Origin of the sequence: Rhodococcus sp. USK10 (genome assembly GCF_019378875.1) — a bacterium.
In the GTDB taxonomy this organism is placed as follows: domain Bacteria; phylum Actinomycetota; class Actinomycetes; order Mycobacteriales; family Mycobacteriaceae; genus Rhodococcus_F; species Rhodococcus_F pseudokoreensis.
Map to the genome: position 1 here is coordinate 3,171,523 of NZ_CP076048.1, position 25,780 is coordinate 3,197,302.

A 25,780-nucleotide genomic window follows, 5' to 3' on the forward strand; every position below is an offset into this window, starting at 1 on the left:
GGTCCGTGGTGCGACGCCTTCGGTCAAAGACCTATTGCCTCCCTCGATAATCGGCGCTGGGCATGGGTCGCCCACGCGCCGTGCTTCACCTAACAGTCACGCTCGACGGGAGCCCCTTCGGGCTTCGTGTGGGCCGTCGCGAGCTCGACGAAGGCACGGGCAGCCGGTGACAGCGGACCCGACCGGAAGACGAGACCGAAGTCGTGGCCGAGCTCCGGCTCGGTTCGCACCACCCGAACCCCGCGGCTCTCGGAGCGCCGGGCTTCGGACTCCGTCAGGAAGGCGGCACCGGCACCGGCCGCAACAAGTAGATACACGTTGTGCTCGTGTTCGACCTCCACTGCCACGCGAGGAGTGAATCCATTGTCGGCACAGATGCGTTCGACCTCGTCACGTACGGCGGTACCCCTCGGACCCGCCACCAACGGCAGATCGGCCAGACGGTCGATCGGGAAGATTTCCGGCTGGGTGTGGGAAGACTCGGGAGGCAGCCCCAGCAGGAGGCGGCGCCTACCGAGCGCACACGTCGACAGCTTGTCGTCGTCCGCGGGGAGATAGTCGACACCCACCTCGCATCGGGCGTTCCGCAGGAGGCTCTCGACGTCGGCGTTCGGCCCCGGATCGATCAGGTTGACCCACACCCCCGGGTGACGTGCGCGAAAGCGTGCCACGAGCGACGCGAGCGGTTCGACCGCGAGGTCCGGAGGGCTCGCCACGTCGAGCCGGCCCTGTTCCAACGTGGCGATCCCCCGCACGACCTCGTCCGCGTGCTGCGACGACTGCATCACCTGGCGGGCCGGGCCCAGAAGGGCCGCGCCGGCGTCGGTCAACTCCATTCCGCGCGGCACCCGCCTGAACAGTTCGACGCCCAGCTCGCTCTCCAGACCCCGCAGCGACTGCGACAACGCCGGCTGGGCGACAAAGAGAACCTCAGCGGCCCGGGTGACGCTGCCGTGCTCGACCACTGCGAGGAAATATCGAAGCTGACGTGAGTCCACTGCCCGAGGGTAGCCAATAACCCCGGAGGATAGGCTGTGCACGCGAGAAGCACAGAGTTCGCGCTTTCCGTCCGGAGCGGATGACCGTCCCGGGCGCGGGGCCACGGCAGTGACGAGGTGGGCATGGAGTTCCGGCAGGCCGAGCACTTCCTCGCCGTCGTCGAGCACGGCGGTGTCGTCCGCGCGGCCGCCGCCCTCCACCTCGCACAGCCGTCACTGTCCCAGTCCATCCGCGTCCTCGAACGCGAAATGGGCACCCCCCTTTTCCACCGGGTCGGCCGCGGGTTGGTCCCCACGCCGGTGGGCGCTGCGCTGGTCGATCCTGCCCGGCAATTACTCAGGGATGTGGCCATCGCGCAAGCCTCCGTCGCCGAACTCTCCGGACTGCACGGCGGACACGTCGACCTCGGTGCCACCGCCGGCCCGTCCGAGTCGCCACTTCCCGAACTGATCGGCGAACTCCGGCTCGCCTACCCCAGCGTGAGCGTCCACCTCAGCGAGTTCGAATCCGAGGCGGATGTCGCTCGCGCAGTGCGCGACGGAAGCGTCGAACTGGGTTTCGGCTACCTCGACACCGCCGACACCGCCGAGAGGACCGCATTCCGCCTCGAGTCGCACCAATTGCAAACAGACGAACTGTGTGTCGCGCTTCGGCAGGAGACCGCCGACGCGCTGCCCGATCCTCTGCCCTTCGAGCTTCTTCCCGATCTTCCGGTCATCGCCGTCACCAGCGGTGCGCTCGGGCGCGTCACCATCGAGGCTGCGTTACGGCGGGCTTCTCGGCGCACGAAACTGGGTGTGGTCACGGCACACCGGCAGGCGGTGGTTCCGCTGGTCGCCGCCGGTGCCGGCATGGCGTGGACCACCGCCTCCGTCGTCGACAACTCCGGCGAGTCCGGTGTCGTCCCCCGCGCGATGGAGCCACCGGTGCTCGTCGACCTGGCGATCATGCATCGACCGGGCGTGCTGTCGCCGGCTGCGCGCGCGCTCCTCGAGACGGCATTACGGTGGCGCGACAGGCAGGTCTGAACGAGACGGTCCGGCGCCGGCGGAGATCACACTCGCTCCGTCGGCGCCGAACCGCATTCGCCGTATCCCGGTGTCAGTTGAAGGTCTTGCCTTCCTTCGCCAATCGCGTCAGCAGGGGTGCCGGTTCGGTGCCGGGGTCGACCGTCCGCAGGGCTTCCTCGACCGTGTCGAGACCGATGGTGTCGGCATGGAACATCGGCCCACCACGATGCCGGGGGAAGCCGTATCCCGCGAGATAGACCACGTCGATGTCGGAGGCGCGCAGGGCGATTCCCTCGTCCAGAATTCGTGCACCCTCGTCGACGAGCGCGAAGACCAGTCGCTGCACGATCTCGTCGGGAGAGAATTCCTGCCGCCGGGTGCCCTTCTCCCGGTGGTATGACTCGAGCAGTTCCGCGACGACGGGGCTCGGGATGGCGTCACGACGACCGGGCTCGTAGTCGTACCAGCCCGCTCCCGTCTTCTGCCCGAATCGGCCCATCTCGCACAGCCGGTCCGAGATCTCCTCTCGTGGCATGTCCGGGTTCTCGGCGTAGCGGCGCTTGCGGATCGCCCACCCGATGTCGCCGCCGGCCAGGTCGCCGACCCGGTACGGTCCCATCGCGTACCCGAAACCCTCGATGGCGGAGTCGATCTGTTCCGGAGACGCCCCTGCCTCGAGGAGAACGTTGGCGGCCCGTCGATAGCGGGCCAGCATCCGATTTCCGATGAACCCGTCGCACACCCCGGACACGACCGTGACCTTGCCGATGCGCAGTCCGACGGCCGAAGCGGTCGCGAGAACGTCGTCGGCGGTCTTGTCCGCGCGCACGATCTCGAGCAGAGTCATCACGTTCGCGGGGCTGAAGAAGTGCATCCCGACCACATCGGCGGGCCGGCCGGTGAACTCGGCAATGGTGTCGATGTCGAGTGTCGAGGTGTTGGACGCGAGGATCGCACCGCGCTTCATCACGTCGTCCAACCTGGTGAAGACCGCACGCTTGACGTCCATGTCCTCGAACACGGCCTCGACGGCCAGATCGCAGTCCGCGAGATCGGCGTAGTCGACGGTGGGGCGGAGCAGCCCCAGTCGATTCTCCATGGCCTCGGGTGTCAGCTTCCCCTTGTCCACCTGCGCCTGATAGTTGCGGCGAATGGTGGCGAGACCACGGTCGAGCGGCTCCTGCGCGGTCTCGAGCACGGTGACCGGGATCCCGGCGTTGAGGAAGTTCATGGCGATGCCGCCGCCCATGGTGCCGGCGCCGACCACCGCCACCTTCTGCACCGACCGCGCCGCCGTGCCGGCGGCCATCCCCGGAATCTTCCGAGCGGTCCGTTCCGCGAAGAACGCGTGCCGCAACGCCGCCGACTGATCGCCGCCCACCAGCTCGAGGAACGCTGCGTGCTCGGCGTCGATCCCCTCGGCGAAGGGGAGGGACCGCGCCTTCTCGACGAGGTCGCAGGCAACCAGGGGGGCCGCGAACCCGCGGCTTCGTGTGGTCAGCTGCGCGCGCAACGCTCCGAGATCCTCGGTCCCGGCCACCGCGAGGTCCCGGATCCGCGGCCGCCGACCGGACGCCGCCACCTCGGTCGCGAACTGCGTTGCAGCGGAGACGGTATCGAAGTCGACCACCCGATCGAACAACCGCTGACCCGGGTCGGCAGCCAGCACACCGGCCGTGCGGGGCGATCCACCGGTGATCATGTCGGCTGCGGTCCGCACATTCAGCACACGAGGCAACCGCTGGGTGCCGCCGGCGCCTGGCACCAACCCCAGCTTCACCTCCGGCAGGCCGACTTTCGCGGACTTCGCCGCGACCCGGTAGTGTGCGCCCAGCGCGAGTTCGAGTCCGCCGCCGAAGGCCGTTCCCTCCATGGCCGCGACGACCGGTTTGGGCGAATCCTCGAGTGCCTCGATCACGGTCCGCAGCGACGGCTCCGTCGAAGCCTTGGGTGTGCCGAATTCGGAGATGTCGGCGCCGGCGGAGAAGAACTTGCCGTTGCCGGTCAACACGATCGACTCGACCTCGGGCGCGTCCAGGGCGCGGCCGAGGTCCCGCAGGATCCCCTGCCGGGTCGACAACCCGAGACCGTTGACCGGTGGATTGTCGAGGCGAATGATCGCGACGCTCCCGGCGACGCTGTACTGGGTGGACATGAAAGTACCTTTCGGGGTGAACGGGTGAATCGAGCAGAGGAAGCTGTCGGTTCGACGTGAAGCCGTCAGCCGACGACTTCAGGGATCGGGCTCACATTCCTTCCGGTGTGCGTCCGGAGTCCTCGCCGCGGGGCGCCGCATACAGCTCCTCGTCCTCGGCCGCACCGTCGGCGTTGGTCAGCGGATCGATCGCCGCGATCCTCGCACGGTCCCGTTCGGGGTCGACGGTCAGGAACATCACCACGGCACCCGCGATCGCCACCACACCGAAGATCTGGAAGGCCGTCGTGTACCCGTCGACCGGATTCGGCGCCGCGTCCACGAGGTAGCCAGTGAGCCAGGGGGCCAGAATTCCGGAGGTCTGGAACAGCGCGGCGAACACACCCAGGGTCGACGCAACCTGGCGCTCGGGGCTGATGTGACTCACGGCGACGAACATCAGGGGGAAGGTGGCCACACCGACGCCGTAACCCGTGACCACCAGGACCACCGCGATCCAGGAACTGGTCACGAACGGGATCACGGCCAGGCAGGCACCGCACAACAGCAGTGCGACCGCCGACACGAGCCCGCGCGAGACACGCACCGTCGTACCCCGTCCGGCCAGTCGGTCCGTGACGAACGAACCGAGCAGCATCGCCGCCATCCCGGTCACGCTGGGCAGCGCGAAGAGCAATCCGGAGTTGACTCTGCTGTAGCCGAGCCCCTGCTCGAAGTACGACGGGAGCCAGGTCAGGATCACCGCGACCATGCCGTAGATGGCGAACATGCCGAGCACGCCGCCCCAGAAGGTCGGTAACGCCGCGATCGCGAGGATGCTCACCCGCTTCACCTTGTCCGTGTCGCCCGACGACTTCGCGCGCTCCCGGGCCGTGTGCACCGAGTAGGGGCCGTCCTTGCCGACCACCAGCCACACCGCCGCCCACACGGTGCCGACGACCATCATCGTGAAGAACGCCGACTTCCAGCCGTACGCGGCAACGACGAGAGTGAGCGCGGGCGCCATGAGAATCTTGGCCAACGACGTGCCGGAAGTGACCACGGCGGAGGGAAGCCCGCGTTTGCTCTTCGGGAACCATCCGAACACCGCCACGTTCGAGAGCGACGAGGCCGGTCCTTCGGCGGCGCCGAGCAGGACCCGGCTGATGATCAAGGCCCCGAACGTACCGACCAGCAGGATCGGGATCTGCACGAGAGACCAGAGCAGAGCCATCGCCAGTAGCACCCAGACGATCTTCACCCGATCGGCGATGAAACCTCCCAGAAGACCGGTCACGACGAACAGAACGTAGAAGATGCTGCCGAGGAACCCGATGTCGGCGTTCGACAGGCCCAGGTCCTCCGACAGCGGGCGGGCGACGATACCGAGCACGGCCTTGTCGGCGAAGTTCACCGTCTGCAGGATCATCACGAGAAACGTGATGCTCCACGCGGTACGTGCGGTTCGAGTTCCCACCGAATGGGTTGCCTCGGCCATCTCAACCTCGGAACTGCCCGCGGGATTCGGGCTGTTGGTGACAGTCATGAGGAGATCTCCGTCTCGGCATCTGTGGTTGCGCTCATGAGAGTCAATTCAAATGGCATACGTCACAGAGAGCAAAGACCGGGCCCCTATTCCGACGATCGACAGATCGTATGCCTGACAGCACACACGCACTCTGTCGAAACCATCTGCTTCTCAACGCATCTCACGACGCAGAATCTTTCCGCTGGCAGTCTTGGGCAACTCGTCGAGCACCACCACCGACCGCGGCGCCTTGTAGGCGGCCAACCGCTCCCGGCAGAACGACACCACCTGCTCCGGCTCGACGGCATGCCCCGGCCGCAGACTGACGAACGCCGCGACGGTTTCGCCGCGGTAGTCGTCCGGCATCCCGACGACGGCGGCCTCCCGCACGGCCGGATGCTGGTACAGCACGTCCTCGACCTCACGGGGCCACACCTTGAACCCCGAGGCGTTGATCATGTCCTTCTTCCGGTCCACGACATACAACCAGCCGTCCTCGTCCATGAATCCGATGTCACCGGTGAACAAACGGCCGTTCGGTATCGACTCCGATGTCGCGTCCGGCAGATTCCAGTACGCGGGCACCACCATCGGACCCTCGACCGTGATCTCCCCGACCTCGCCGGGTTCGAGGTCACGGCGATTCTCGTCCACGATCCGCACCAGTGCGGCGGGGAGCGGCACCCCGACCGACAGCGTCCCCGAGTCCGGGTCGACCGGAGCCTCCCGTCCCACGGGCACGGCGGCGGTCCCCGCGGACGATTCGGTGAGGCCGTAGCCGTTGCGAAGGTACAGACCGGTCGCGTCCCGGAACTGCTCCACCACGGCGGGGGGCAGCGGGGCACCACCCGAGGCGACGGTCCGGAACGAGCTGAACGCGTCCCGGGAGAAGTCGGGATGCGACATCAGGGCCATGTACGCGGTCGACGGTCCGATCATGAAGGCGGGACGTTCACGCCGCAGGACGTCCAGCACCACCCCCGGCTCGAACCGGTACGCCAGCACGAGCGGGCTCGCCAGATCGACCGCATTGAGCAACTGACCGACCATGCCGGTGATGTGGAACAGCGGAGCCAACGCGAAGATCGGCGAACCGGAGGGGACACGGGAAAGCAGCCGCAGGTTGGAACTGTTGGCACACAGGTTCCGGTGCGTGTTGGTGGCCCCCTTGGAACGTCCGCTCGTCCCGGAGGTGTACGAGACGAGCGCAACGCTGTCGGGGTGTAGTCCCGGGTCCGCGACTGCGCTCCCCGCCCGCGACCGCGCTACCTCCAGCACATCCTCGATACCAGGGCTGCGGGTGCGCTCGCGGGCCGGGAACAGACGCGGGTCGTCCGTCGTCTGCAGATCGAGTTCGCTCGCGGTGAGGACTATCCGAACGCCCGCCTCCTCGGCGCGTGACGCAACGCGGTCCGCCCACTCGCGCTCTCCGCAGATCAGCGCGGTCACCTCCGCATCGGCGAAGATGTGGGCGAGTTCGTCCCGATACATCGGGTTGAGCGGGACCACGACTCCGCCGGCTTTCCACGCCCCGAACAGGGCGAGCACGAACTGCGGGACGTTCTGCAGGTACAGGCCCAGCCGGTCGCCGGGACGGAACCCCTGCTCGCGGAGGTAGCCGGCGACACCGTCACTGAGTTCGTCGACATCCTGGTACGTCAGCGTCGACCCGAGATAGGTCACCGCCGCACCGTCCGGCGACGCCGCCACCGCCTCCGCGAGCATCTGGGTGGCGGTACGCGAGGCTACCGACTCCGCGGCCCGCGCGACGTCGTCGTACTGCGCCAACCACGGCCTGTCGTCGTACCAGCTCATCGCCTCGCACCTGCTCTCGATCGATACTGTCGATTGTGCCCGCCGTGCCGCAGGCCGGACCCGCTTTGGAGCGGTCATCTGGCGCCGCTGACTCCACCGTCGACGGGAATCACAGCTCCGATCAGATAAGCCCCGGCGCGGGGGCGCTCTGGGTCATCGAGCGCGTGGGCGGTCATCCTGCTGGGGAACCGGCCCGGCGCGATGGCGTTGACGGTGATCTGGTCGGGTGCCAGCGTCGCGGCCAGCTTGCGGGTGAGCATGTGCACGGCGGCCTTGCTCGCCCCTGCGATCATCCGGCCGATACCGCGCGAACCTCCGGTTACCACGACGGTCTTGCCTGCCACGTCGAACCATGCATTCGCGTCCACACACTCCTTGTCGAGTTTCACCCTGTGAACGGGGAACGAGCCCAGAGACTCGTCAGCCACTCACGGGGAAGGTCACGAGACGGCAGACCGTTATCAGCCGAACTCGCCCATCACCACGTTGCCCTCGAGCAGGTTTCGTGCAATGGTCTTGCGCTGGATCTCGTCGGTGCCGTCGTAGATACGGGCCAGCCGGAGTTCGCGGTACCAGCGTTCGATGGGCAGCACTCAGACCCATACCGCCGAGCTCCTCCGGCGTCTGCACCCCCCCAGAAGCCTGCTTCGCGCGCCTTCAGTTGCAGCGCCCGGATCGTCTCCGGTTCCACTCCGGTTCGGCCGGCCCATTCGTTGCGCAGCGCTTCCTCTTCGAGTGGCCGGATTTCACGGTCGACGAAGGTCCGCACCCACATCTGAACATCGCGCTCTTCGATGCTCAATGAGAAGTCCATGTGTCAGTTCTCCTTACAGGTTCGAGATTGTGGGAGGCAGCACGCGCGGGTTCGATTTCCCGCACCAGCGGCAGGACCACAACAGGTTCGACGCCGATGACAACGCCGGACAGCAGTCCCGTGTGAAGGGGTGATCGGCTACCGCGGCAACCCCAACACACGCTCGCCGATGATATTGCGTTGAATCTGATTCGACCCACGGGCGATCCGGCGTCCACGGCTCTCGAGAAACACGCGCTGCAACGCATCGAGCGGGTAGCCGTCCCCCTCGGGACGAATCAGCGCGGACGCTCCGAGGAGCTCGAGGGCCGACGAACCGAAGACGCAGTGATATTCCGACCAGTTGACCTTGTCGATCGCCAGCAATTCGTCCACCGGTTGCCCCACCGCGAGTCGGGCACCGATCACGGACCCGACGACGCGCATGAGTTCGACCTCGATCGCGAGTTCCGCGAGACGCTGACGGACGATCGCATCGCCCAACCGACCACCCTTCTCCAGCCGCTCCATCAGCACACCCAGTTCGTGGCGATAACCGACGTACTGTGTCGCCGCCTGGCCCGCCCGTTCGGCGCCGAGTGTGGTCATCGCGACCTTCCACCCGTTGCCCAGGCCGCCCACCACGTTGCTCAGTGGAGCGCGGGCGTCGGCGATCCGTTCCTGCGCGAACCCGCTGTCACCCGACGGCCGCCGGATGGGATCCACGTCGATGCCGTTGTCCGTCATCGGAACGAGTACATAGGAGATGCCCCGGTGCCTCGGTGCTTCCCGATCCGTGCGGCACAGCAGGAACATCATGTTCGCCTGGTCACCGTGACTGGTCCAGATCTTCTCGCCGGTGATCCGCAGCTCGTCGCCCACCACGGTTCCGCAGGTGCGCAGCGAGGCGAGGTCGGATCCGCTCTCCGGTTCGGAGAACCCCTGGCACCAGGTGTCCTCGCCGGACAGAATGCGCGGCAGGAACCGGCGCTTCTGCTCCTCGGTCCCGTGGGCCAGCAGCGCGGGCGCAAGCAGGATCTCCCCCATCCCCAGCTGCGGGCGTAGGAGGCGCGCGTGGGCGAACTCCTCCTCCACGACCAGGTTCTCGATCGGCCCCAGCCCCCGGCCACCGTGCTCCTCCGGCCACGACAGGCACAGCCACCGGCCCTCGCGCAGCAGGTCGATCCAGCGCTTCTCGACATCGGACTCTTCGTGGCCGAACGGTTCCTGCGCATACTCGAGAGGCATCCCCTCGGCGCGGTGGTCGGCAATCCAGGCCCGGACCTCGGCCCGCAGTTCCGCGAGTGGTGCGGGCTCGTCGGTGCGCACCGGCGTCTCGGCCGCGGTGCCGGCCGTGGCGAGAACTCCTTCGAGCAGACGCTCGCGGTGCCAGGTCGAGGACCCGAACATCAGCTGATCCGTCTTCGCCCGCTTGAGATGCAGGTGCGCCTCGTGTTCCCAGGTGAAGCCGATCGCACCGTGCAGTTGAATGGATTCTGCGGCGATCTCCAGGTACCGCTCACCGCCGGCAACGGACAGCAGGCTCACGAGTGCCGGCAATTCCGGGGCCCGGGTATCGGCGGCATGCGCGGCGACATCGACCGCAGCGGCGATCGGCTCGAGCGCGCGGACCAAGTCCGCCAACCCGTGCTTGACCGCCTGATTCGCGCCGATCGGGCGACCGAACTGGCTGCGCGTCTTCGCATAGTCGGTGGTCAGCTGGACACACCGGCGAGCCCCGCCCACCCTCTCGGCGGCCTGCACGACCAGCGACCTGTCGAGTGCCCCGGCCAGTGCCTCGGATACATCGGTGTCGCCACTGATCCTGTGCGCCTCGGCGCCGTCGAAAGTGATGGTCGTGAGCGGGCGCGTCAGATCCAGCGCCGGCTGCCGCGCCTGCCGAACACCCCGGCCTGCCGAATCCACCAGAAACAGCCCGATCCCGTCGTCGGTGCGGGCCGCCACCACAACGGTGTCGGCGCAGTGACCGAAGAGCACGTGGTGGGCTCGACCGTCCAGGCGCCAGCCGGCGCCTTCCCGGTGTGCGCGCACAGGCTCCGCCCCCTCGGTCCACCACCCGTCGGCGTCTGCGAATGCAAGGCACCCGATGCGAGTGCCCGCGGCGAGACCGGGCAGAAGCTCACTGCGCCACTGCTCCTGGGCACAGTCCACAATCGCCAGCGTGGTCAGAACGGAGCTGGAGAAGAAGGGACTGCACGCCGCGACGCGTCCGAACTCCTCCGCCACCACGACGAGATCGCCGATGCCCGCACCCGAACCGCCGTGCCTCTCGTCCACGAGCAACCCCTGCAGTTCGAGCTGCTCGGCCATCGTCGCCCACATCTCGGTCCGGTACCCGAGTTCGGTCTCCTGGACCGCCAGTACCTCGGCGGGTTCACTGGTCGCGGCGAGGAACTCCCGGACCGCCTCGCGGAGCGCACGATGCTCCACCGTCGTCGTCAAGCCCATGTCGTCTCTCCCTTGCGGTGTCCGTTGTAGCGCAGCATCAGTCGACCTCGGGAACCTGTACGACCAAGCGCCCGACCACCGTTCGCTCACCGAGTTCGCCCACCGCTTTCGGAACAGCGTCGAAGTCGACCGTGTCCACCAGGGGAGACACCAGTCCACGCGAGTGGAAGTCGCACAGGGCGTCATGCACCTCGCGGACGTACACCGGATCGTCCCGGAACGGGCGTGTACGGAAGCCGACCACCGAATAGTTCTTCAACAAAGCGTGATTGACCGAGAACTGCGGAATGGTTCCGCCCGCGAAGCCGACCACGAGAAGGCGGCCCTCGACCGCGATGCACCGGCGGGAGCGGTCGAAGACATCTCCACCCACCGAGTCGTAGATCACGTCGGCGCCGCGGCCGCCGGTCAGTTCCTTCACGACCGCGACGAAATCTTCTTCCCGGTGGTCGATGACCTCGTCCGCGCCGAGCCGACGGCATACCTCGGCCTTCACGGGACCGCCGGCCACGGCGATCACCCGCGCTCCCACGGCCTTGCCCAACTGCACTGCGGCGCTGCCGATCCCACCCGATGCACCGTGGACCAGCAAGGTCTCGCCGCTACGCAGGTTCCCTCGACGGAACAGTGCCATGTACGACGTCTGATAGGCGACGAAGAATGCCGCAGCCTGCTCGAGCGGCATCCCCACCGGCGCCGGAAGAATCCGATCCGCCGGAACCACGAGCCGGGAGGCGAGTGTGCCGCCGACAGTCTCCCCGGCCGTGACGATCACCCGGTCACCCACGTCGATACCGTCCACATCCGGGCCGACCTCGACGACGACGCCCGCCGCTTCACCGCCGATGGTGAAGGGCAAATCCGGCTTGTCGTGGTACTCGCCGCGGCACAGCAGTAGGTCGGGAAACCCCAAAGCCGCAGCACGGACCCGAACCGCGACCTCGCCGGCCGCCGGTGCCCTGTCCGGCGACTCGACGAGTTCGAGGGCATCCTCGGGTTGCCCCAGCCGGGTGATCTGCCATGCTCGCATCTGTGCTCCTCTGACGACGGAAGTGGTGAGATAGTGCACCAATTCAAGGGGAATCGGCCGAGTACTGTCCAAGACACCTTGTCGTAGGTTGGAATAGGCGGTGACTATAGGCGCCCTGCGTGGCTGTAACCTGCGGTGATTATCGGAACCTATCCGGTCTGTAAGGCAACGTGTCTTTGACCTCGTCTTCTCGCGCGACGATCGTTCGACTCATCCGTCAAGCATCCTGACAAGACAAGGAAGTGCAGTGGACCTGACCCTTTCGCCCCGCGCACAAGACACTCTCGAGCAGGTGGACGCCTTCATGGAGGAGTTCGTCTTCCCCAGCGAAGAGGTCTACCACCGGCAACGCGCCGAACTCGGCTACGACAACCACGACGTGCCCGCAATCGTCGAAGAATTGAAGATCGAGGCCAAGAAACGCGACCTGTGGAACCTGTGGCTGCCCGCGGTCTCGGGTTTCACCAACGTCGAGTACGCGCATATGTGCGAGTCGATGGGACGGTCCCTCCGATTTGCCCCGCTGGTGTTCAATTGCGCCGCACCCGATACCGGAAACATGGAACTGCTGCACATGTTCGGCACCGACGATCAGAAGGCCCAGTGGCTTCAGCCCCTGCTCGACGGCGAGATCCGCTCCGCCTTCGCCATGACCGAACGCAACGTCGCGTCGTCCGACGCGACCAATATCGAGACCCGGATCGAACGGGACGGTGACGAGTACGTCATCAACGGCCACAAGTGGTTCATCTCTGGTGCCGCCTCGCCCGAGTGCAAGGTACTGCTCCTCATGGGCAAGACAGATCCCGGAGCCGACCGGCACCGCCAGCAGTCGATGATTCTCGTCCCCATCGACACTCCCGGTGTCACTGTCGTTCGCCCGCTTCCCGTGTTCGGATTCCAGGATCAGCACGGCCACTGCGAGATCATCCTCGAGAACGTGCGTGTTCCCGCCACCAACCTCCTCTCGGAGGAGGGCAGCGGTTTCGCGCTGTCCCAGGCCCGGCTGGGACCCGGCCGAATCCACCATTGCATGCGCCTGATCGGTTCCGCAGAGCGTGCACTGGAACTGGCCTGCCGTCGCGCGCAGTCCCGCGTCGCATTCGGTAAGCCGATCGCCGAGCAGGGCACCGTCCGCGCCGACATCGCGAACTCGCGCATCGACATCGATTCCAACCGGTTGCTGGTACTGCAGACCGCGTTCCTCATCGACACCGTCGGTGCACAGAAGGCCCGGCACCAGATCTCGGCGATCAAGGTGGCAACCGCGAACATGGCCTGCCAGGTGATCGACCGCGCCATTCAGATCCACGGTTCCGCTGGAGTTTCCGACGCCACGCCGCTCGCCGACCTGTACGCCCACGCCCGGGGCATCCGCATCGCAGACGGCCCCGACGAGGTCCACCGGCAGGTGGTCGCGCGGCACGAGTTCGCCAAGTATCGGGCGGAGAAGACGGCATGACCTCAGCAAATCCGGTCGCACTGGTTACCGGGGGTGTCGGTGGCGTAGGGCAGGCAGTCGGGCGCAGGCTGCGCTCGCAGGGTTACGAGGTGGTGCTCGCCGACCTCGACTCGGCCGCGGGACCTCGGATCGCGGAGTCACTCGGCTGTTCGTTTCTCCGCCTCGACGTCACCGACCTCGAGGCATATCGCGTCGCGATCGACACGATCGAACGCGTACACGGCCGACTCGACCTCGTTCACCTCAATGCCGGGATCACGGCAGGCTGGGGCACAGCATCCGAGGTGCCGATGTCGAAATACCACCAAGTCGTCGACGTCAACGTGCACGGCGTGGTGTACGGCGTCATCGCCGCCGCTCCGGCTCTCGCTCGGTCCGGTGGCGGTGCCGTCGTGGTCACCGCGTCGATGGCCGGTCTCGCCACTTCACGCGACCCGTACTATGCGCTCGCCAAGGCGGCGGTCATCGGGTACGTGCGTTCGATAGCCGCCCAGCTGGCGGAAGACAACGTCACGATCAACGCCGTGTGCCCGAGCTTCGTGGACACCCCGCTGGTAGCCGGAGAACTCCGCGAGTCCGGGTATCCCATGCTCACCGCCGACGATGTGGCGTCCGCCGTGACCAGCTGCGTCGAGGCCGGAAACACCGGCGAAGCGTGGCTGATCCAGGTGGGCCACGAGCCCCAGCCGTACAAGTTTCGCGGGGTGCCCGGCGCCCGGCGCACCGACGGATCGGTCGCGCAGCCGAAATTTCGCACCGCCGCGCAGGCGTGAGCCCCACAGTAGAAGTATGGTCTCCGCGCGGATGCCTTTCCGGCGCGGAGACCATACCAATTGGGTGCGCCCCCTCCTGCTGTTGGTGCCAATGCCCGTTCACGTGCCTTGCCGGCTACGGCCGCGGTCGAGGGCGCAGATCCACCCGACTCAACGGATGCGAATTCGGGCAGCGCCGGAGAACAACCTACGGCGCATGGCACGCGCTACCCCAGCGCAGCCGGGACCCGCGCGAGAATCTGCTTGGTATCGACACGGGAGGGTAAGGTGCCGAGGGCGATTCCCCAATCGCCACTCAGTCGCGAATCGGAGAATGCGTCCGCCACTGGCGGTTCGGCGTGCCGCACCAACAACGAACCCTGCAATACCAGCGCCATCCGCTGGCGACAGCCGCCTCGGACTCCACGGCCAGGTCCACGAGCGCGTTGCGCATGAGCGGCGCCTCGATCAGTGTTGAGCCGAAAGCTTTTCGGTATCTGGCGTGGTGCGTGGCCAGCACGACGGCTTGTCGCCGTTCGGTATTCGGTCCGTTCAGTATTCGGTCGCCGGCCTTTGCTGCACTCCGCAGAACCGATCAGAGCAGCGGTGGAATCACGGCCTCGATGAGATGCGGGCCGGGCTCGGCGAGCGCAGCCGCGAATTGCTCCGCCAATTCCTCCGCGGTGGAGGCACGCGAGGCCTGGACGCCGAGTCCTTCGGCGATCTTGACGTAGTCCATGTTCGGAGCCGACAGATCGAGCATCGAATTCGCAGCAGCACCTGCGCCTTCCGCTCCGACACGTTCCAGCTCCATCCGCAGGATGGCGTACGCGCGATTGTTCAGCAGGACCGTGGTGACGTCGAGTTGCTCGCGTGCCTGCGTCCACAGAGCGCTGATCGTGTACATCGCACTGCCGTCGGCCTGCAAGTTGACGACCGGACGGTGCGGCGCCGCGACAGCGGCACCGGTGGCCACCGGGATTCCCTGCCCGATCGCGCCTCCCGTCAGCATCAGCACGTCGTGGCGTGGTGCACCGGACAGTGCCGCCGCGAGACCACCGCCGGACGTGTTCGATTCATCCGAGATGATCGCGTTGTCCGGGAGCAACGCGCCGATCACGTCGGCCCAGTTCCGGACGGTCAGTGGACCACTCGGCAGAGGCGGACGAAGCGGCGCCCGGACTGTCGGCTCCACTCCCGGCGCAACCGCTTCGGCAACCGCCTCGAGCGCGCCCGTCACGTCGTCGCCCGCTTCGGCCAGCGTCGTCACGGTTACCCCCTCGGGCACCAGATCGCCGGGTCTCCCCGGATATGCGAAGAACGAGACCGGGGAGACGGCGCCCGCCAGAATCAGGCGGGCCGCGCCGTGGAGTTGCCGGGTGGCCTGTTCGGCCAGATATCCCAGCCTGTCGAACGCCGGCAGTCCGGCCCCTCGCTCGAGTCGGGCCGGGAAGGTCTCGACCAAGACCTGTGCACCCGTTGCCTCCGCGATCCTGGCGGCGGCCCGCAGCCCGCGCTCGCGGCATGCCTCGCCACCGAGCAGAATTGTGGTGCGCCCGTCCGCGACCACGTCCGCCGCAATCGCGCGCACCGTCCCGGACGCGACGGGCCGACGCGCAGAGGGCGTCACCGGCGGGGCGGATACACCACCCTCGCCCCAGGACACGTCGGCGGGCAGGATCAGCGTCGCACAACGCCCCGGCGAATCCATCGCCGCAGCAACGGCATCTGCCGCATCCTTGCCTACTGATTCGGCATCGACCGCCCGGCGCGACCAGCCTTCGAGCCAGCCTGCAAGTGCATCGATGTCGGATTCGAGGGGAGCGTCGAGCCGATGATGGTACGTGGCATGGTCGCCGACGACGTTCACGACGGGCGTGTGTGCGCGCCGTGCGTTGTGCAGATTCGCCAGCCCGTTGGCCATTCCCGGCCCGAGGTGCAACAGTGTCGCCGCGGGCTTACCCGCGATCCGTGCATAACCGTCCGCGGCACCGGTCACGGCACCTTCGAACAACCCGAGGACACCACGCATCGCGGGAACCGAATCGAGTGCGGCCACGAAATGCATCTCGGATGTCCCCGGGTTGCCGAAACACACCTCGACCCCCGAATCGACGAGGGTGCGGATCACGGACTGTGCACCGTTCACGCGCGGGCCACCTTTCATCGACGCCGACCATCCCCGGCGGCACTCACCTTCGCATGAATCCGGCGAAAGCCGCTTGCGCTTCCTCGGATTGCCTTCTCCTACCGAAGTGTACGGCTTCGACGTCCAGGGTCCCGAGCACCGCATCACGGAGCGGACGACGCAGCAGCATCTTCGTCAGTTCCACCGACTCGGCGGGCGCCGCGGCGAGTCGGGCCGCCCGCTCGAGCGCGACCTCGAGGGCATCGCCGTCCGGAACGACACGGTTGATCAGCCCGGCCTCCGCCGCGCAATCGGCGTCGAACTCATCGCCCAGCATCAGCAACTCGGTGGCCCGTTTCAGTCCCGCCACCTGCGGAAGCAGGTAGCTCGACCCACCCTCGGGGCACAGTCCCAACGGAACGAACGGGACCCGGAATCGGGTGGCCCGGCCGGCGAAGGCGAAGTCGCAGTGCAGCAGCATCGTCGTCCCGATGCCGATCGCGAACCCCTCGACCGCCGCGATGATCGGCTTCCGCGCACATACCAGTGCGCGAAGTAGCACCATCCCGGCTCCGACGCCCTCGGTCCGGTCCTGGAAGTTCTCGATGTCGTTCCCACTGGTGAAAACACCACCGGCGCCGGTGACAACCGATACGCGCACGTCGGGATCGTCGTCGGCGGCGTCGATTGCTGTCGCGAGAGCCTGGTAATCGGCGGCATCGAGAGCGTTGCGGCGATGCGGGCGGTCCATCGTCAACAGGCGGACGCCCTCGTGGACGGTCTCGGTTCGAATGGTCATGTGCACCTTTCGTGTCGTGCGGCACGCGGGCCGGCTGTGGTGGATCGGAGAGGAATCACTGCATGCCGGCGAGAATGTGCAGCGCATCGGAGGCCCGCCTGCGGACCCCGTCACGCACCGCGCCCGCATCCCGGCTGCCGCCGAGCATCACGCCGGCCCGTTGACGGACGTAGACGCCCTGCTGGATGCACGCCGTCTTCCACGCCGCGAACGCGATGTAATAGGAGACATCGGAAACGTCGGCGCCGCTCGCGCTCGAGTACGCCGACAGAATGTCCTCCGCCGAGGCAAAGCCCGGAACGTCCGACAGCGGCGGTTGCGGAACGCCGTCCTCGATCTTCCCCGTGTAGGACGTGCGAAGCATCATCTGGCCCAGATCGGCCAGCGGGTCGCCCAACGTACACAGTTCCCAGTCGAGGACTGCACGGACTTCACCGGACCGGGACACGATGACATTGTCGATGCGGTAGTCGCCGTGGACGATGGTCGTGCGCCGCTGCGGCGGACGCAGCGCGACCAGCCTCTGGTGCGCCCTGTCGACGTCCGGAACCGGATCGGTCTGGGTATCGATGTACTGCTTCATCCACCGGGTCAGCTGCCGCTCCAGGTAGTCGTCGCGGCGGCCCAGACTCCCCAGTCCGACGCCGTCGGGATCCACCTCGTGGATCCGCGCCAGGGTGCCTGCAAGCTCCAGTCCCACCGACCTGCACCCGTTCTCGTCGAGCAACGCGTGGACGTCGGCGGTTCGGCGCACGACCTGCCCGTCGACGTGCCCCATCACGTAGAACGGGGCCCCGATGACCGTCGGGTCGTCACACGACCCGACGAGTTCGGGAACCGGAACCTGCGTCCCCTGCAGCGCAGACAGGATCCGGTGTTCGCGGGCGACATCGTGGGCGGTCGCCAGGACGTGCCCGAGAGGAGGGCGGCGCAACACCAGTCGGCGCCCGTCGGCCCTCGAGAGCAGGTAGGTGAGGTTCGACCGCCCACCCGCGATCAGCGACGCCGACAGTTCACCGCCTGGCCCGTCGAATCCTCCGATGTGTTCGCGGAGCCACCGGCGGACGCCAAAGAGGTCGATCCCTTCTCCGCATTGCAGTCCGTCCGTTGCGTTGTCTGCTGTCATCGTGTTCTCGCCCGCTCGGACTCAGACGTGCAGGGTGTCGTGTGCCAGAATCGCCTTCTTCATGGCGATTCCACCGCCGTCGGGGAAGGCCGCCATCTTCTCGGCGAGTTCCGTCGCCCTGCCGAGAACCTGCTCGTCCGGCACCACCGCGTACGCGAATCCACGGCGCAACAGATCGGGGCCGTACTGACGGTCACACGCCAACGTCAGCTGCAGGGCCTGGTTCACGTCGTACTTCGCGAGTAGCCATCGCAGGTTGTTCGGAGCCGCGACACCGATCTCCGCCTCGCCTACCAGGAGGAATGACCTCTCCCCCACTACCAGCACGTCGCAGGCCAGCGCGATCGCCGCCGCGCCGTTGACCGCGGCCCGCTCCAGCGCCCCGACCAGGGGCTTCTCGAGTGCGGCCAGGCGCGCGTGCAGCTCGGCGATCGCCGCGGAGATCGCAGGCTCGCCCGGGCGGACCTCGGCGAGATCCAATCCGGAGCTGAAGCATCCGCCTGCACCGTACAGCAGCACCGCCGTGACGGTGTCGTCGTCCTGTGCGTCGCCGAGGGCGCTCGCGAGCTGTGTCACCATCGGGATCGTCAGGGCATTCTTTCGTCCCGGACGGTTCAATTCGATGTCCATGCGCCCACTCTGGTGGCGCCGGATGAGGACGACGTCTGCATCGAGGTGACTCACAGCGCCCTCCTCGCGAGGCTGAAGACCTGACCGGTGGGACCGGAAGGCGGTCGGGTGGCCAGCCACACCACCAGCTCGGCCACCTCTTCCGGTGCCTTCACGCGTTCCATCTTCGACAGCGCGGGCGCCTCGCCCAGCGAGAAGTTGTCCTTCGTCAGCTCGGTGGCTACCGGACCGGGCACAATCTCGTTGACGTCGATTCCGTCCCGCCAGACTTCCTGCGACAGCACCCGGACGAGCTGCGATACACCGGCTTTCGCCGCGGCGTATGCGGACGAGCCGGGCGTCGGCGTATGTCCGGTGCCGGACCCCATCACGAGGATCTTGCCGCTGCGCTGCTCGGACATCACCGGGAGCGCGGCCTGCGCGCAGTGGAACACGCTGTCGAGGTTGAGGGTGATGGTGTGCGTCCACTCGTCCGCGTCGCTGTCGATCAGGCGCCCGGAGGTGAGCCCCCCGCCCGCGTTGCACAGCATCACGTGGAGGCCACCGAACTCTGCCACCGTCTGCTTGACCATCGCATGCACCTGGTCTGCGACCGTCACGTCCACCTGCAATGCCAGTGCCCGGCCTCCCTCGGCCCTGATCTCCTCGGCCACGCCCTCGACCTGATCGAGGCTGCGGGCGGCCACGGCAACCGCGGCACCCGCACGGGCGAGTGCGAGCGCGCTCGCCCGGCCGATCCCGCGTCCGCCGCCCGTCACCAGGCTCACGGTGCCCTCCAATGGGGATGATGCGCTCATCGAATTCCTCTCAGGATCGGTAAGTACGGTGCCGTCGGCCCAGGGCCTGCGGTCGTGTTCGATCATCGCCTCGCTACTCGGCCGGGACCACGACGTAGTCACGATGCGTTCCTTAGGTAAACGCAATGGCAGGTGTCGTCACGATCCCGAGGCTGCAGTTGCTCACCCGCGCCCCCGACACACGAGAGAAGCAAGGATGCTCATCAGAAATAGACTCTGCTCACGCTCTCGGCCACCAGGGCGGGCTTGCTCACGCCGTCGACCTCGACCGTGTGCGTCACCACCATCTGCACCACGTCGGCCGAGACGGCCGTCGCCTCCGTGAGCACCGCCGTCGAGCGGACCTTGGAACCCACCGGCACCGGGCTCGGAAACCGGACCTTGTTGGAACCGTAGTTGACGCCCATCTTCGCATTCGCGACGCGATAGATCTGCTGTCCGAACATCGGCACGAGCGACAAGGTCAGGTAGCCGTGCGCGACCGGACCGCCGAACGGGCTCTCCCTCGTCGCGCGATCCACGTCGACGTGAATCCACTGATGATCGCCGGTGGCATCGGCGAACGTGTCGACCTGCTCCTGGGTGATCGTTGTCCAGTCGCTGGTGCCGAGGGTCTCCCCCACGGCCCCCAGAATGTCGTCGTTGCCGTCGAAAACACGCATGATGTCACTCCTTGTCTGTGGATTCTCGAAAAGAGAAAACCGCATTTCGGGGCCGACGTCCAAGACGAGTTTCCGTGCGCTCCGATAGGGACTGCCTCATGATCCGGCTGCCCTCTCCGGCACCGGTGAACCACCGGTGCCGGAGAGGGCACAGAGGGCGTCAGTTTCCCGGCGCTGCCGTCAGCAACTCGTCGACCTCCGCCTGTGTGGTGGGTGTCGATTCGTCGACCCACTCGCTCGTCGGGGGCATCGGTGTGTCGCGGATGTCGCCCATGATGTGCATCCACGTCCGGGCGCTGTCGTCGGAGAACCTGACGTGGTACAGCGTGACCGAACGCTTCACGAAGTCGGCGAACGTGCTGTCTGCGAGCGTCTCCACGTGATACGGCGACGCCGACATGATGGAGACCAGTTCGTCACCGTGAGCGGGATCGCGCATCCAGGCGACCGTTTTCGCGAACGCCCGGCGCAGACCGTCCACCTTCTGTGGATTCTTCTGCGCCCACTCGCTGCGGGACCAGTACTGCAGGTACGAGAAGTCGCCCGTTACGGCACGCACTTCCTCCGGGTACTCCTCCACCGGATCCTTCGGGTTCACGAAGTCGAACAACACCGGGAAACCCTCCGCGGACAGCGACGCCGTGGGGACGTCACTCACGCAGCCCGCATCGACGTTCCCGGTGGACAAGGCGGCACCGGTCCCCTGGCCGGACCCGGTCGCCACAAACGTGACATCTCGCTTGTCGACACCGGCACCGCGCAGCGCAATCTCGCACATGGTCTGATCAGCGCCCCCCAGCGCAAGAACGCCGATACTCTTGCCCTTCAGTTGTTCCAGCGATCGCGGCCACCCGGTCTGGGTCAACTCCTTCGAGCCGACGAGCGAGGGATACGGTCCCTTCTGCCCGCTGATCAATTCGAGTTTCTGCCCCTGACTCAGAAGCGGTTCCACCAGGAACGGGTTGAGCAATGCAGCGTCGAGGGATCCGGAGAGCAGCGCATTCGCGGCCTGCGGGCCCGTCGACACATCGACGATCTCGACATCGAGACCTTCGTGCTCGAAGAAACCGAGCTGTTTCGTCAGATACGCGAGGTAGGTGGATCCGCCGGCGTAATTCTGGAGGCGCACAGTGGTGCCGCCACCACCCGCGCCGGATCCTGCGGACGGCGAACCACATGCCGTCGCCGCGGCGAGCCCCAGCGCGAGAATCGCCACCACGCCCTTCGCCGCTCTTCTTCTCGGATGTGTTTCAACAGGCATGAGTGTCCTTCATAGGCGCGGAACCGACCTGGTCCGCGATGACTGAGAATGACCGTGACGCACGCAATCGACTCACAGGCCCTGCATCTCGTAGCTCTTCCAGTGCAGCTGCTTGCGTTCGATGATGCGCATGATCCCCGAGAAGGTCGTGGCCACGATGACCAGCAGAATCAGGGCAGCGAAGAAGTCCGCGGTCCGGTACGACGTCAACGCCAACTGCATCGACGCTCCCAGCCCCGTCGATCCCGACAACATCTCGCCGACGACCGCGGAGAGGAATGCGTACGTCAACGCCAACTGCAGCCCGGCGAAGATCGTCGGAACAGCAGAGGGAAGGACGAACTTGCGGAACAGCGTCATCCGTCGCGCGCCCAGTGTCTTCGCCAGCAACAGGTGATCCCGGTTCGCGTTCTGTAGCCCGGCGTACGTGTTGAACATGACGATGAAGAAGCACAGCGACACAACCAGAACGATCTTCGATGCCGAACCCAGTCCGAACCACAGGACGAACAGCGGTGCCAGGGCAAGCCGGGGAAGGTTGTTGAACGCGGTGAAGAACGGACGGAAAACGGCGTTCAGCAAAGGCAACTGAGACAGAACCAGCCCGACGGCGATACCGGTGACCGTCGCCAGAGCAAATCCCACCACCGTCTCGTACAGGGTGACCTTCAGATCGGTCAGCAGCGCTCCCGAGACGACGCCGTCGCGGAACGCGGCCGCGATGGCCGACGGCTTCGACACATACAGTTCCTGCATCACACCGGCCTCGACCACGATCTCCCACACGGCGACGAGCAGAATCAGGACGGCGACCTGCAAGGGCCACACGATGCTCCTTCGCTCGTGAGCGCGGCGGCGCGTCCGGGTGAGCAGGCCGTCGAGCCGGGACGAGACGGAAGGCTCGCGATCGCCCCTGCACGCGGAATCCTCCACGACCTGCCGCGAACTTCCGGTAGTACTGCGTGTTTCGACGGGCATGTCACGCCACCTTCGCTTTTCCCTGGAACGATGCGTCCTCGACGACCTCTTCCCGGAGGTCGTGCCAGATCGTCTCGAAGATCTGGTGGAACCGGTCGTTGCCCTGCAGATTGATCATCGAACGCGGCCTGGGCAGGTCCACCTCGTGGATCGACTTGATCCGCCCCGGGCGTCTGGTCATGATGACCACCCGGTCGGCCAGGCCCACCGCCTCCGTCAGGTCGTGGGTGATCAGCGCGACCGTCATCCTGTTGCGCTCCCACGCGGCGAGGAACGCATCGTGCACATTGATCCGAGTCTGGGCGTCCAGAGCGGAGAATGGCTCGTCCATCAACAAGATCCGCGGATTCGCGGCGAACGATCGCGCCAGTGCCACTCGCTGACGCATGCCGTGGGAGAGTTGCGCCGCATAGGAATCCGCGAAATCGCCCAACCCCATGACGCCCAGCGCCTCTCTTGCACGCTCTTCACGTTCGACCACCGGCACCCCCTGCAGCTCCAGCGCGAGCGCCGCGTTACCCAACGTGGTGCGCCACGGCAGCAGCGAATCGCGGGCCAGCACGTATCCGACCTCGGGATCACCGGCCCGCGGCACCATCCCTGCCACCGTCACCTCGCCCACCAGGGGTGTGTCGAGGCCGGCCATGGCATTGAGCAAGGTCGTCTTCCCGCACCCGGAGGGACCCACGATCGCCACGAACTCACCGTCCGCAATATCCAGATCGATCTCCTCGAGCGCGTGCACCACTCCGTTACCGGGAGTCGCGAACGCATGCGACACCCCTGACACTCTGATCATCGACACCGTTGCACTTCTCCTCGTCGAGTAATTCCGAAACCCGCCCACGCCAACCGATCTGTGTTGTGGATCACAGGCATGGATAGCCTGCTGGACCTTCTTGGTGTCGTCCAAGACGAAGCAGCACTGTCGTTCATAGGCCCCGCTGATACACCGGAGCCATATCCGGGGCCTATCGGACATCGTGCGGAGCACGTCTTGGACAGACGGGAGTCTCGGCCCTTTGAATCGACGCAGGTAGATCCGAACGTGAGAGGTGAAAGTATGACAAGTTCCGATGACACCGTGAGATCTGTGAATCTCACTCCGTCACCACGTGCCCGGGAGTTACTCGGGGCACTGACGTCGTTCATGGACGAATGCGTGTACCCGGCCGAAGCCGAGGTGACGAAGCAGCGCGCAGCCGGGCTTCCCGCGGGACACGAACCGGCGGTTCTGGATTCGCTGCGCGACGAGGCCAAGCGGCGCGGGCTGTGGAATCTGTGTGTTCCCGGGTTGTCCGGCCTCGGCTACCTCGACTACGCCTACATCGCCGAGGTCACCGGACGGAGCCCCGACCTCGCGCCGAAGTCCATCAACGGCGGCGCCCCCGACTCTGTGAACATGGTGATGCTCGACGCTGTCGCCACCGCGGATCAGCGCACCCGATTCCTCGATCCGCTCCTCGCGGCCAAGTCCGGTTCCGCCTTCGCCATGACCGAACCGGCGGTGGCGAGTAGCGACGCGTCCAACATCGCCACCACCATTCGCCGAGACGGTGACGAGTACGTCGTCGATGGACACAAGTGGTACATCAGCGGCGCTGCAAACCCGCGGTGCAACGTACTTTTCGTGGTCGGGATGAGCGACCCCACAGCGTCCGCTCACCGTAGGCACACCGTTGTCGCGGTCCCGGCCGGTGCACCCGGCGTCACCATTCACCGTGCGATGTCGGTCTTCGGGTACGACGACGATTCCGCCGAGATCAGTTTCGACAGCGTCCGGGTCCCCGCCGCGAACAGACTCGGCGAGGAGGGCCACGGCTTCGCTGTCGGGCAGGTGCGCCTCGCCGCCGCACGGCTGCAGCACTGCATGCGCATGGTCGGCCTCGCCGAGCGGGCGTTGGAACTGACCTGCCGCAGGGCCGAAGAGCGTCTGGCTTTCGGTGGAACCCTGAGCCGGAAGGGGCAACTCACCGCGCAGGTCGCCGAATCTCGGATCGCGCTCGATCAGACCCGGTTGTTCGTCCTTCACACCGCGGCGCTCGTCGACTCGCTCGGTTCCCGCGCCGCCCAGAGCCAGATCTCGGCGGCCAAGGTCCTCGCTATGCGGACCGCCGTCACGGTTCTCGACCGCGCCGTCGGCGTGCATGGCGCGATGGGCGTGTCGGCGGACAGCCCACTCGCACGTTGGTGGGCACTGGCGCGCGGCCTGCACATCGCCGACGGCCCCGAAGAAGTGCACCTGGAAGTTCTGGCCCGCAACGAACTTGCCGCACAGGAGGCCCTCGCTCGCTAACGAGCGACATAGCCCGAACCGATCGTCCGATCACAGTGATCACAGACGACACCGGGAGGAGCCTCAGCGGCTCCTCCCGGTGTCGTTTTCACGTGTCCTGCGTCCGTCAGGAGCCGGCGAGGGCGGCGGCACTCCGCTCACACAGTCCGGCAAGGCGGCCCTGGATCAGGTCCTCGGCCTCCGCGACAATCCGGTCGACCAGCTCGGCAACCGTGGGGATGTCGTGAATCAGGCCCTGCGACATGCCTGCCGACCAGATGCCGGCCTCGGGATCGCCGAGTTCGTACACCTTCCGGCCACGCGCACCGGCGACCAGGTCACGAACATCGTCGAACGCTCCGCCCGCGGAGAGCACGCCGACCACTTCGCGGCTGACCGTATTGCTGGCGACGCGCGAGGTATTGCGCAGTTGCCGGAAGATCAGCTCGGTGTCGAGTTCGGACGCGTCGACGATCTGATGTTTGACCGTCTCGTGGATCGGCGACTCGGCCGTGCACATGAACCGCGTGCCCATATTGACCCCCTCGGCGCCCAGTGCCAACGCTGCCGCCAGCCCCCGTCCGTCCGCGAATCCGCCGGACGCGATGAAGGGAATCTTCAGTGCCCGTGCCGCCGCCGGTATCAGGATGAGTCCCGGAACGTCGTCCTCGCCGGGGTGTCCGGCGCATTCGAATCCGTCGATGCTCAGCGCGTCGACGCCCAGCGCCTCCGCTTTCAACGCGTGCCGGACGCTGGTGCACTTGTGCAGCACCTTCACGCCTGCCGCACGGAAGGCCGGCATGTGCGGCTCCGGGTTGTTCCCGGCCGTCTCGACGATCTTCACACCCGACTCGATGATCGCATCGCGATACTCGGCGTACGGCGGCGGGCTGATCGACGGCAGGGTGGTGAGGTTGACGCCGAACGGTTTGTCCGTCATTTCACGGCAACGCGCGATCTCCACCGCCAGCGCGTCCGGGCTCGGCTGGGTCAACGCGGTGATGAATCCGAGAGCACCCGAGTTCGCCACCGCGGCCACGAGCTCGGCCCGCCCCACCCACTGCATTCCGCCCTGCACGACGGGATGCGTGACCCCGAACAGCTCGGTGAATCGTGTCTTCAGCATCAGCCC

22 protein-coding genes and 2 pseudogenes are annotated in these 25,780 nt (G+C 66.6%); 4 read left to right on the forward strand and 20 right to left on the reverse strand.

Features of this window, described 5'->3' with window-relative positions:
• Positions 1–89: 89 nt before the first annotated feature.
• Complete coding sequence (locus tag I1A62_RS21675) at positions 90–998, reverse strand: LysR family transcriptional regulator (protein WP_219459724.1); 909 nt, start codon at positions 996–998, stop codon at positions 90–92.
• A gap of 123 nt (positions 999–1,121) precedes the next feature.
• Between I1A62_RS21675 and I1A62_RS21680 the strand changes: the two genes are divergently transcribed.
• The gene (locus I1A62_RS21680; protein WP_257890862.1) at positions 1,122–2,027 is read left to right on the forward strand and encodes a LysR family transcriptional regulator; all 906 of its coding nucleotides are present in this window, start codon (positions 1,122–1,124) and stop codon (positions 2,025–2,027) included.
• Between the two features lie 73 nt (positions 2,028–2,100).
• Here the strand turns inward: I1A62_RS21680 and I1A62_RS21685 are convergent, their stop codons facing one another.
• The 7 genes and pseudogenes from I1A62_RS21685 to I1A62_RS21715 form a co-directional block, all read right to left on the reverse strand.
• The gene (locus tag I1A62_RS21685; protein WP_219459726.1) at positions 2,101–4,164 is read right to left on the reverse strand and encodes a 3-hydroxyacyl-CoA dehydrogenase NAD-binding domain-containing protein; all 2,064 of its coding nucleotides are present in this window, start codon (positions 4,162–4,164) and stop codon (positions 2,101–2,103) included.
• A gap of 91 nt (positions 4,165–4,255) precedes the next feature.
• Positions 4,256–5,689, reverse strand: coding sequence for an MFS transporter (locus tag I1A62_RS21690; protein ID WP_219459727.1), 1,434 nt, complete (start codon positions 5,687–5,689; stop codon positions 4,256–4,258).
• A 153-nt stretch (positions 5,690–5,842) separates the two neighbouring features.
• Positions 5,843–7,486: an AMP-binding protein gene (locus tag I1A62_RS21695; protein ID WP_219459728.1), complete on the reverse strand. Its 1,644-nt coding sequence runs from the start codon at positions 7,484–7,486 to the stop codon at positions 5,843–5,845.
• Between the two features lie 74 nt (positions 7,487–7,560).
• A pseudogene (locus I1A62_RS21700) lies at positions 7,561–7,770 on the reverse strand (SDR family oxidoreductase); the annotation flags it as partial.
• 177 nt (positions 7,771–7,947) lie between these two features.
• Positions 7,948–8,079, reverse strand: a complete 132-nt coding sequence (locus I1A62_RS21705) for an acyl-CoA dehydrogenase family protein (protein WP_219459730.1) — start codon at positions 8,077–8,079, stop codon at positions 7,948–7,950.
• A 359-nt stretch (positions 8,080–8,438) separates the two neighbouring features.
• Positions 8,439–10,748: an acyl-CoA dehydrogenase gene (locus tag I1A62_RS21710; protein WP_219459731.1), complete on the reverse strand. Its 2,310-nt coding sequence runs from the start codon at positions 10,746–10,748 to the stop codon at positions 8,439–8,441.
• A gap of 37 nt (positions 10,749–10,785) precedes the next feature.
• On the reverse strand, positions 10,786–11,778 hold the full coding sequence (locus I1A62_RS21715; protein ID WP_219459732.1) for an NADPH:quinone oxidoreductase family protein: 993 nt from the start codon (positions 11,776–11,778) through the stop codon (positions 10,786–10,788).
• Positions 11,779–12,025: 247 nt separating this feature from the next.
• On the opposite strand from I1A62_RS21715, the gene I1A62_RS21720 reads away from it, so the two are divergent.
• Both I1A62_RS21720 and I1A62_RS21725 read left to right on the forward strand, forming a co-directional pair.
• A complete protein-coding gene (locus I1A62_RS21720; RefSeq protein WP_219459733.1) occupies positions 12,026–13,240 on the forward strand; it encodes an acyl-CoA dehydrogenase family protein in 1,215 nt (404 codons plus the stop codon).
• A complete protein-coding gene (locus tag I1A62_RS21725; RefSeq protein WP_219459734.1) occupies positions 13,237–14,013 on the forward strand; it encodes an SDR family NAD(P)-dependent oxidoreductase in 777 nt (258 codons plus the stop codon). Before I1A62_RS21720 ends, I1A62_RS21725 begins: the two co-directional genes overlap by 4 nt.
• Positions 14,014–14,219: 206 nt before the next feature.
• On the opposite strand, the pseudogene I1A62_RS46435 reads toward I1A62_RS21725, so the two are convergent.
• The 11 genes and pseudogenes from I1A62_RS46435 to I1A62_RS21775 form a co-directional block, all read right to left on the reverse strand.
• Positions 14,220–14,390: pseudogene (locus I1A62_RS46435) on the reverse strand (DNA alkylation response protein); the annotation flags it as partial.
• Positions 14,309–14,512, reverse strand: a complete 204-nt coding sequence (locus I1A62_RS47245; protein WP_219459735.1) for an acyl-CoA dehydrogenase family protein — start codon at positions 14,510–14,512, stop codon at positions 14,309–14,311. The gene I1A62_RS47245 and the pseudogene I1A62_RS46435, both read right to left, overlap by 82 nt.
• Before the next feature lie 75 nt (positions 14,513–14,587).
• Entirely contained in the window at positions 14,588–16,159 is a 1,572-nt protein-coding gene (locus I1A62_RS21735; protein ID WP_308340771.1) for an acetolactate synthase large subunit, read from the reverse strand.
• Positions 16,160–16,184: 25 nt separating this feature from the next.
• Complete coding sequence (locus I1A62_RS21740; RefSeq protein ID WP_219459737.1) at positions 16,185–16,919, reverse strand: enoyl-CoA hydratase-related protein; 735 nt, start codon at positions 16,917–16,919, stop codon at positions 16,185–16,187.
• A 55-nt stretch (positions 16,920–16,974) separates the two neighbouring features.
• Complete coding sequence (locus I1A62_RS21745; protein ID WP_219459738.1) at positions 16,975–18,045, reverse strand: phosphotransferase family protein; 1,071 nt, start codon at positions 18,043–18,045, stop codon at positions 16,975–16,977.
• Between the two features lie 21 nt (positions 18,046–18,066).
• The gene (locus I1A62_RS21750) at positions 18,067–18,729 is read right to left on the reverse strand and encodes an enoyl-CoA hydratase/isomerase family protein (protein WP_219459739.1); all 663 of its coding nucleotides are present in this window, start codon (positions 18,727–18,729) and stop codon (positions 18,067–18,069) included.
• A complete protein-coding gene (locus I1A62_RS21755) occupies positions 18,726–19,472 on the reverse strand; it encodes an SDR family NAD(P)-dependent oxidoreductase (protein ID WP_219459740.1) in 747 nt (248 codons plus the stop codon). The genes I1A62_RS21750 and I1A62_RS21755 overlap by 4 nt, the downstream gene beginning before the upstream one ends.
• Before the next feature lie 203 nt (positions 19,473–19,675).
• Positions 19,676–20,134 carry a MaoC family dehydratase gene (locus tag I1A62_RS21760; protein ID WP_219459741.1) on the reverse strand — a complete coding sequence of 153 codons (459 nt, stop codon included), beginning with the start codon at positions 20,132–20,134 and terminating at the stop codon, positions 19,676–19,678.
• Positions 20,135–20,294: 160 nt separating this feature from the next.
• On the reverse strand, positions 20,295–21,395 hold the full coding sequence (locus tag I1A62_RS21765; protein ID WP_219459742.1) for an ABC transporter substrate-binding protein: 1,101 nt from the start codon (positions 21,393–21,395) through the stop codon (positions 20,295–20,297).
• A 72-nt stretch (positions 21,396–21,467) separates the two neighbouring features.
• Positions 21,468–22,373, reverse strand: coding sequence for an ABC transporter permease (locus tag I1A62_RS21770; RefSeq protein ID WP_219459743.1), 906 nt, complete (start codon positions 22,371–22,373; stop codon positions 21,468–21,470).
• A gap of 1 nt (position 22,374) precedes the next feature.
• Positions 22,375–23,286 carry an ABC transporter ATP-binding protein gene (locus tag I1A62_RS21775; RefSeq protein WP_219459744.1) on the reverse strand — a complete coding sequence of 304 codons (912 nt, stop codon included), beginning with the start codon at positions 23,284–23,286 and terminating at the stop codon, positions 22,375–22,377.
• 180 nt (positions 23,287–23,466) lie between these two features.
• Between I1A62_RS21775 and I1A62_RS21780 the strand changes: the two genes are divergently transcribed.
• The gene (locus I1A62_RS21780) at positions 23,467–24,669 is read left to right on the forward strand and encodes an acyl-CoA dehydrogenase family protein (RefSeq protein ID WP_219459745.1); all 1,203 of its coding nucleotides are present in this window, start codon (positions 23,467–23,469) and stop codon (positions 24,667–24,669) included.
• A 106-nt stretch (positions 24,670–24,775) separates the two neighbouring features.
• Here I1A62_RS21780 and I1A62_RS21785 read toward each other — a convergent pair whose 3' ends face one another.
• Positions 24,776–25,774 carry a nitronate monooxygenase family protein gene (locus I1A62_RS21785; protein ID WP_219459746.1) on the reverse strand — a complete coding sequence of 333 codons (999 nt, stop codon included), beginning with the start codon at positions 25,772–25,774 and terminating at the stop codon, positions 24,776–24,778.
• Positions 25,775–25,780: the final 6 nt, after the last annotated feature.

What these genes read in the sequence shown, in the direction of transcription:
- I1A62_RS21740 (WP_219459737.1), bottom strand. Translation starts at nt 16,919, where the DNA reads ATGACCATTCGAACCGAGACCGTCCACGAGGGCGTCCGCCTGTTGACG.
- I1A62_RS21755 (WP_219459740.1), bottom strand. Translation starts at nt 19,472, where the DNA reads ATGAGCGCATCATCCCCATTGGAGGGCACCGTGAGCCTGGTGACGGGC.
- I1A62_RS21765 (WP_219459742.1), bottom strand. Translation starts at nt 21,395, where the DNA reads ATGCCTGTTGAAACACATCCGAGAAGAAGAGCGGCGAAGGGCGTGGTG.
- I1A62_RS21725 (WP_219459734.1), top strand. Translation starts at nt 13,237, where the DNA reads ATGACCTCAGCAAATCCGGTCGCACTGGTTACCGGGGGTGTCGGTGGC.
- I1A62_RS21690 (WP_219459727.1), bottom strand. Translation starts at nt 5,689, where the DNA reads ATGACTGTCACCAACAGCCCGAATCCCGCGGGCAGTTCCGAGGTTGAG.
- I1A62_RS21710 (WP_219459731.1), bottom strand. Translation starts at nt 10,748, where the DNA reads ATGGGCTTGACGACGACGGTGGAGCATCGTGCGCTCCGCGAGGCGGTC.
- I1A62_RS21685 (WP_219459726.1), bottom strand. Translation starts at nt 4,164, where the DNA reads ATGTCCACCCAGTACAGCGTCGCCGGGAGCGTCGCGATCATTCGCCTC.
- I1A62_RS21695 (WP_219459728.1), bottom strand. Translation starts at nt 7,486, where the DNA reads ATGAGCTGGTACGACGACAGGCCGTGGTTGGCGCAGTACGACGACGTC.
- I1A62_RS21770 (WP_219459743.1), bottom strand. Translation starts at nt 22,373, where the DNA reads ATGCCCGTCGAAACACGCAGTACTACCGGAAGTTCGCGGCAGGTCGTG.
- I1A62_RS21715 (WP_219459732.1), bottom strand. Translation starts at nt 11,778, where the DNA reads ATGCGAGCATGGCAGATCACCCGGCTGGGGCAACCCGAGGATGCCCTC.
- I1A62_RS21680 (WP_257890862.1), top strand. Translation starts at nt 1,122, where the DNA reads ATGGAGTTCCGGCAGGCCGAGCACTTCCTCGCCGTCGTCGAGCACGGC.
- I1A62_RS21745 (WP_219459738.1), bottom strand. Translation starts at nt 18,045, where the DNA reads ATGACAGCAGACAACGCAACGGACGGACTGCAATGCGGAGAAGGGATC.
- I1A62_RS21785 (WP_219459746.1), bottom strand. Translation starts at nt 25,774, where the DNA reads ATGCTGAAGACACGATTCACCGAGCTGTTCGGGGTCACGCATCCCGTC.
- I1A62_RS21735 (WP_308340771.1), bottom strand. Translation starts at nt 16,159, where the DNA reads ATGAAAGGTGGCCCGCGCGTGAACGGTGCACAGTCCGTGATCCGCACC.
- I1A62_RS21760 (WP_219459741.1), bottom strand. Translation starts at nt 20,134, where the DNA reads ATGCGTGTTTTCGACGGCAACGACGACATTCTGGGGGCCGTGGGGGAG.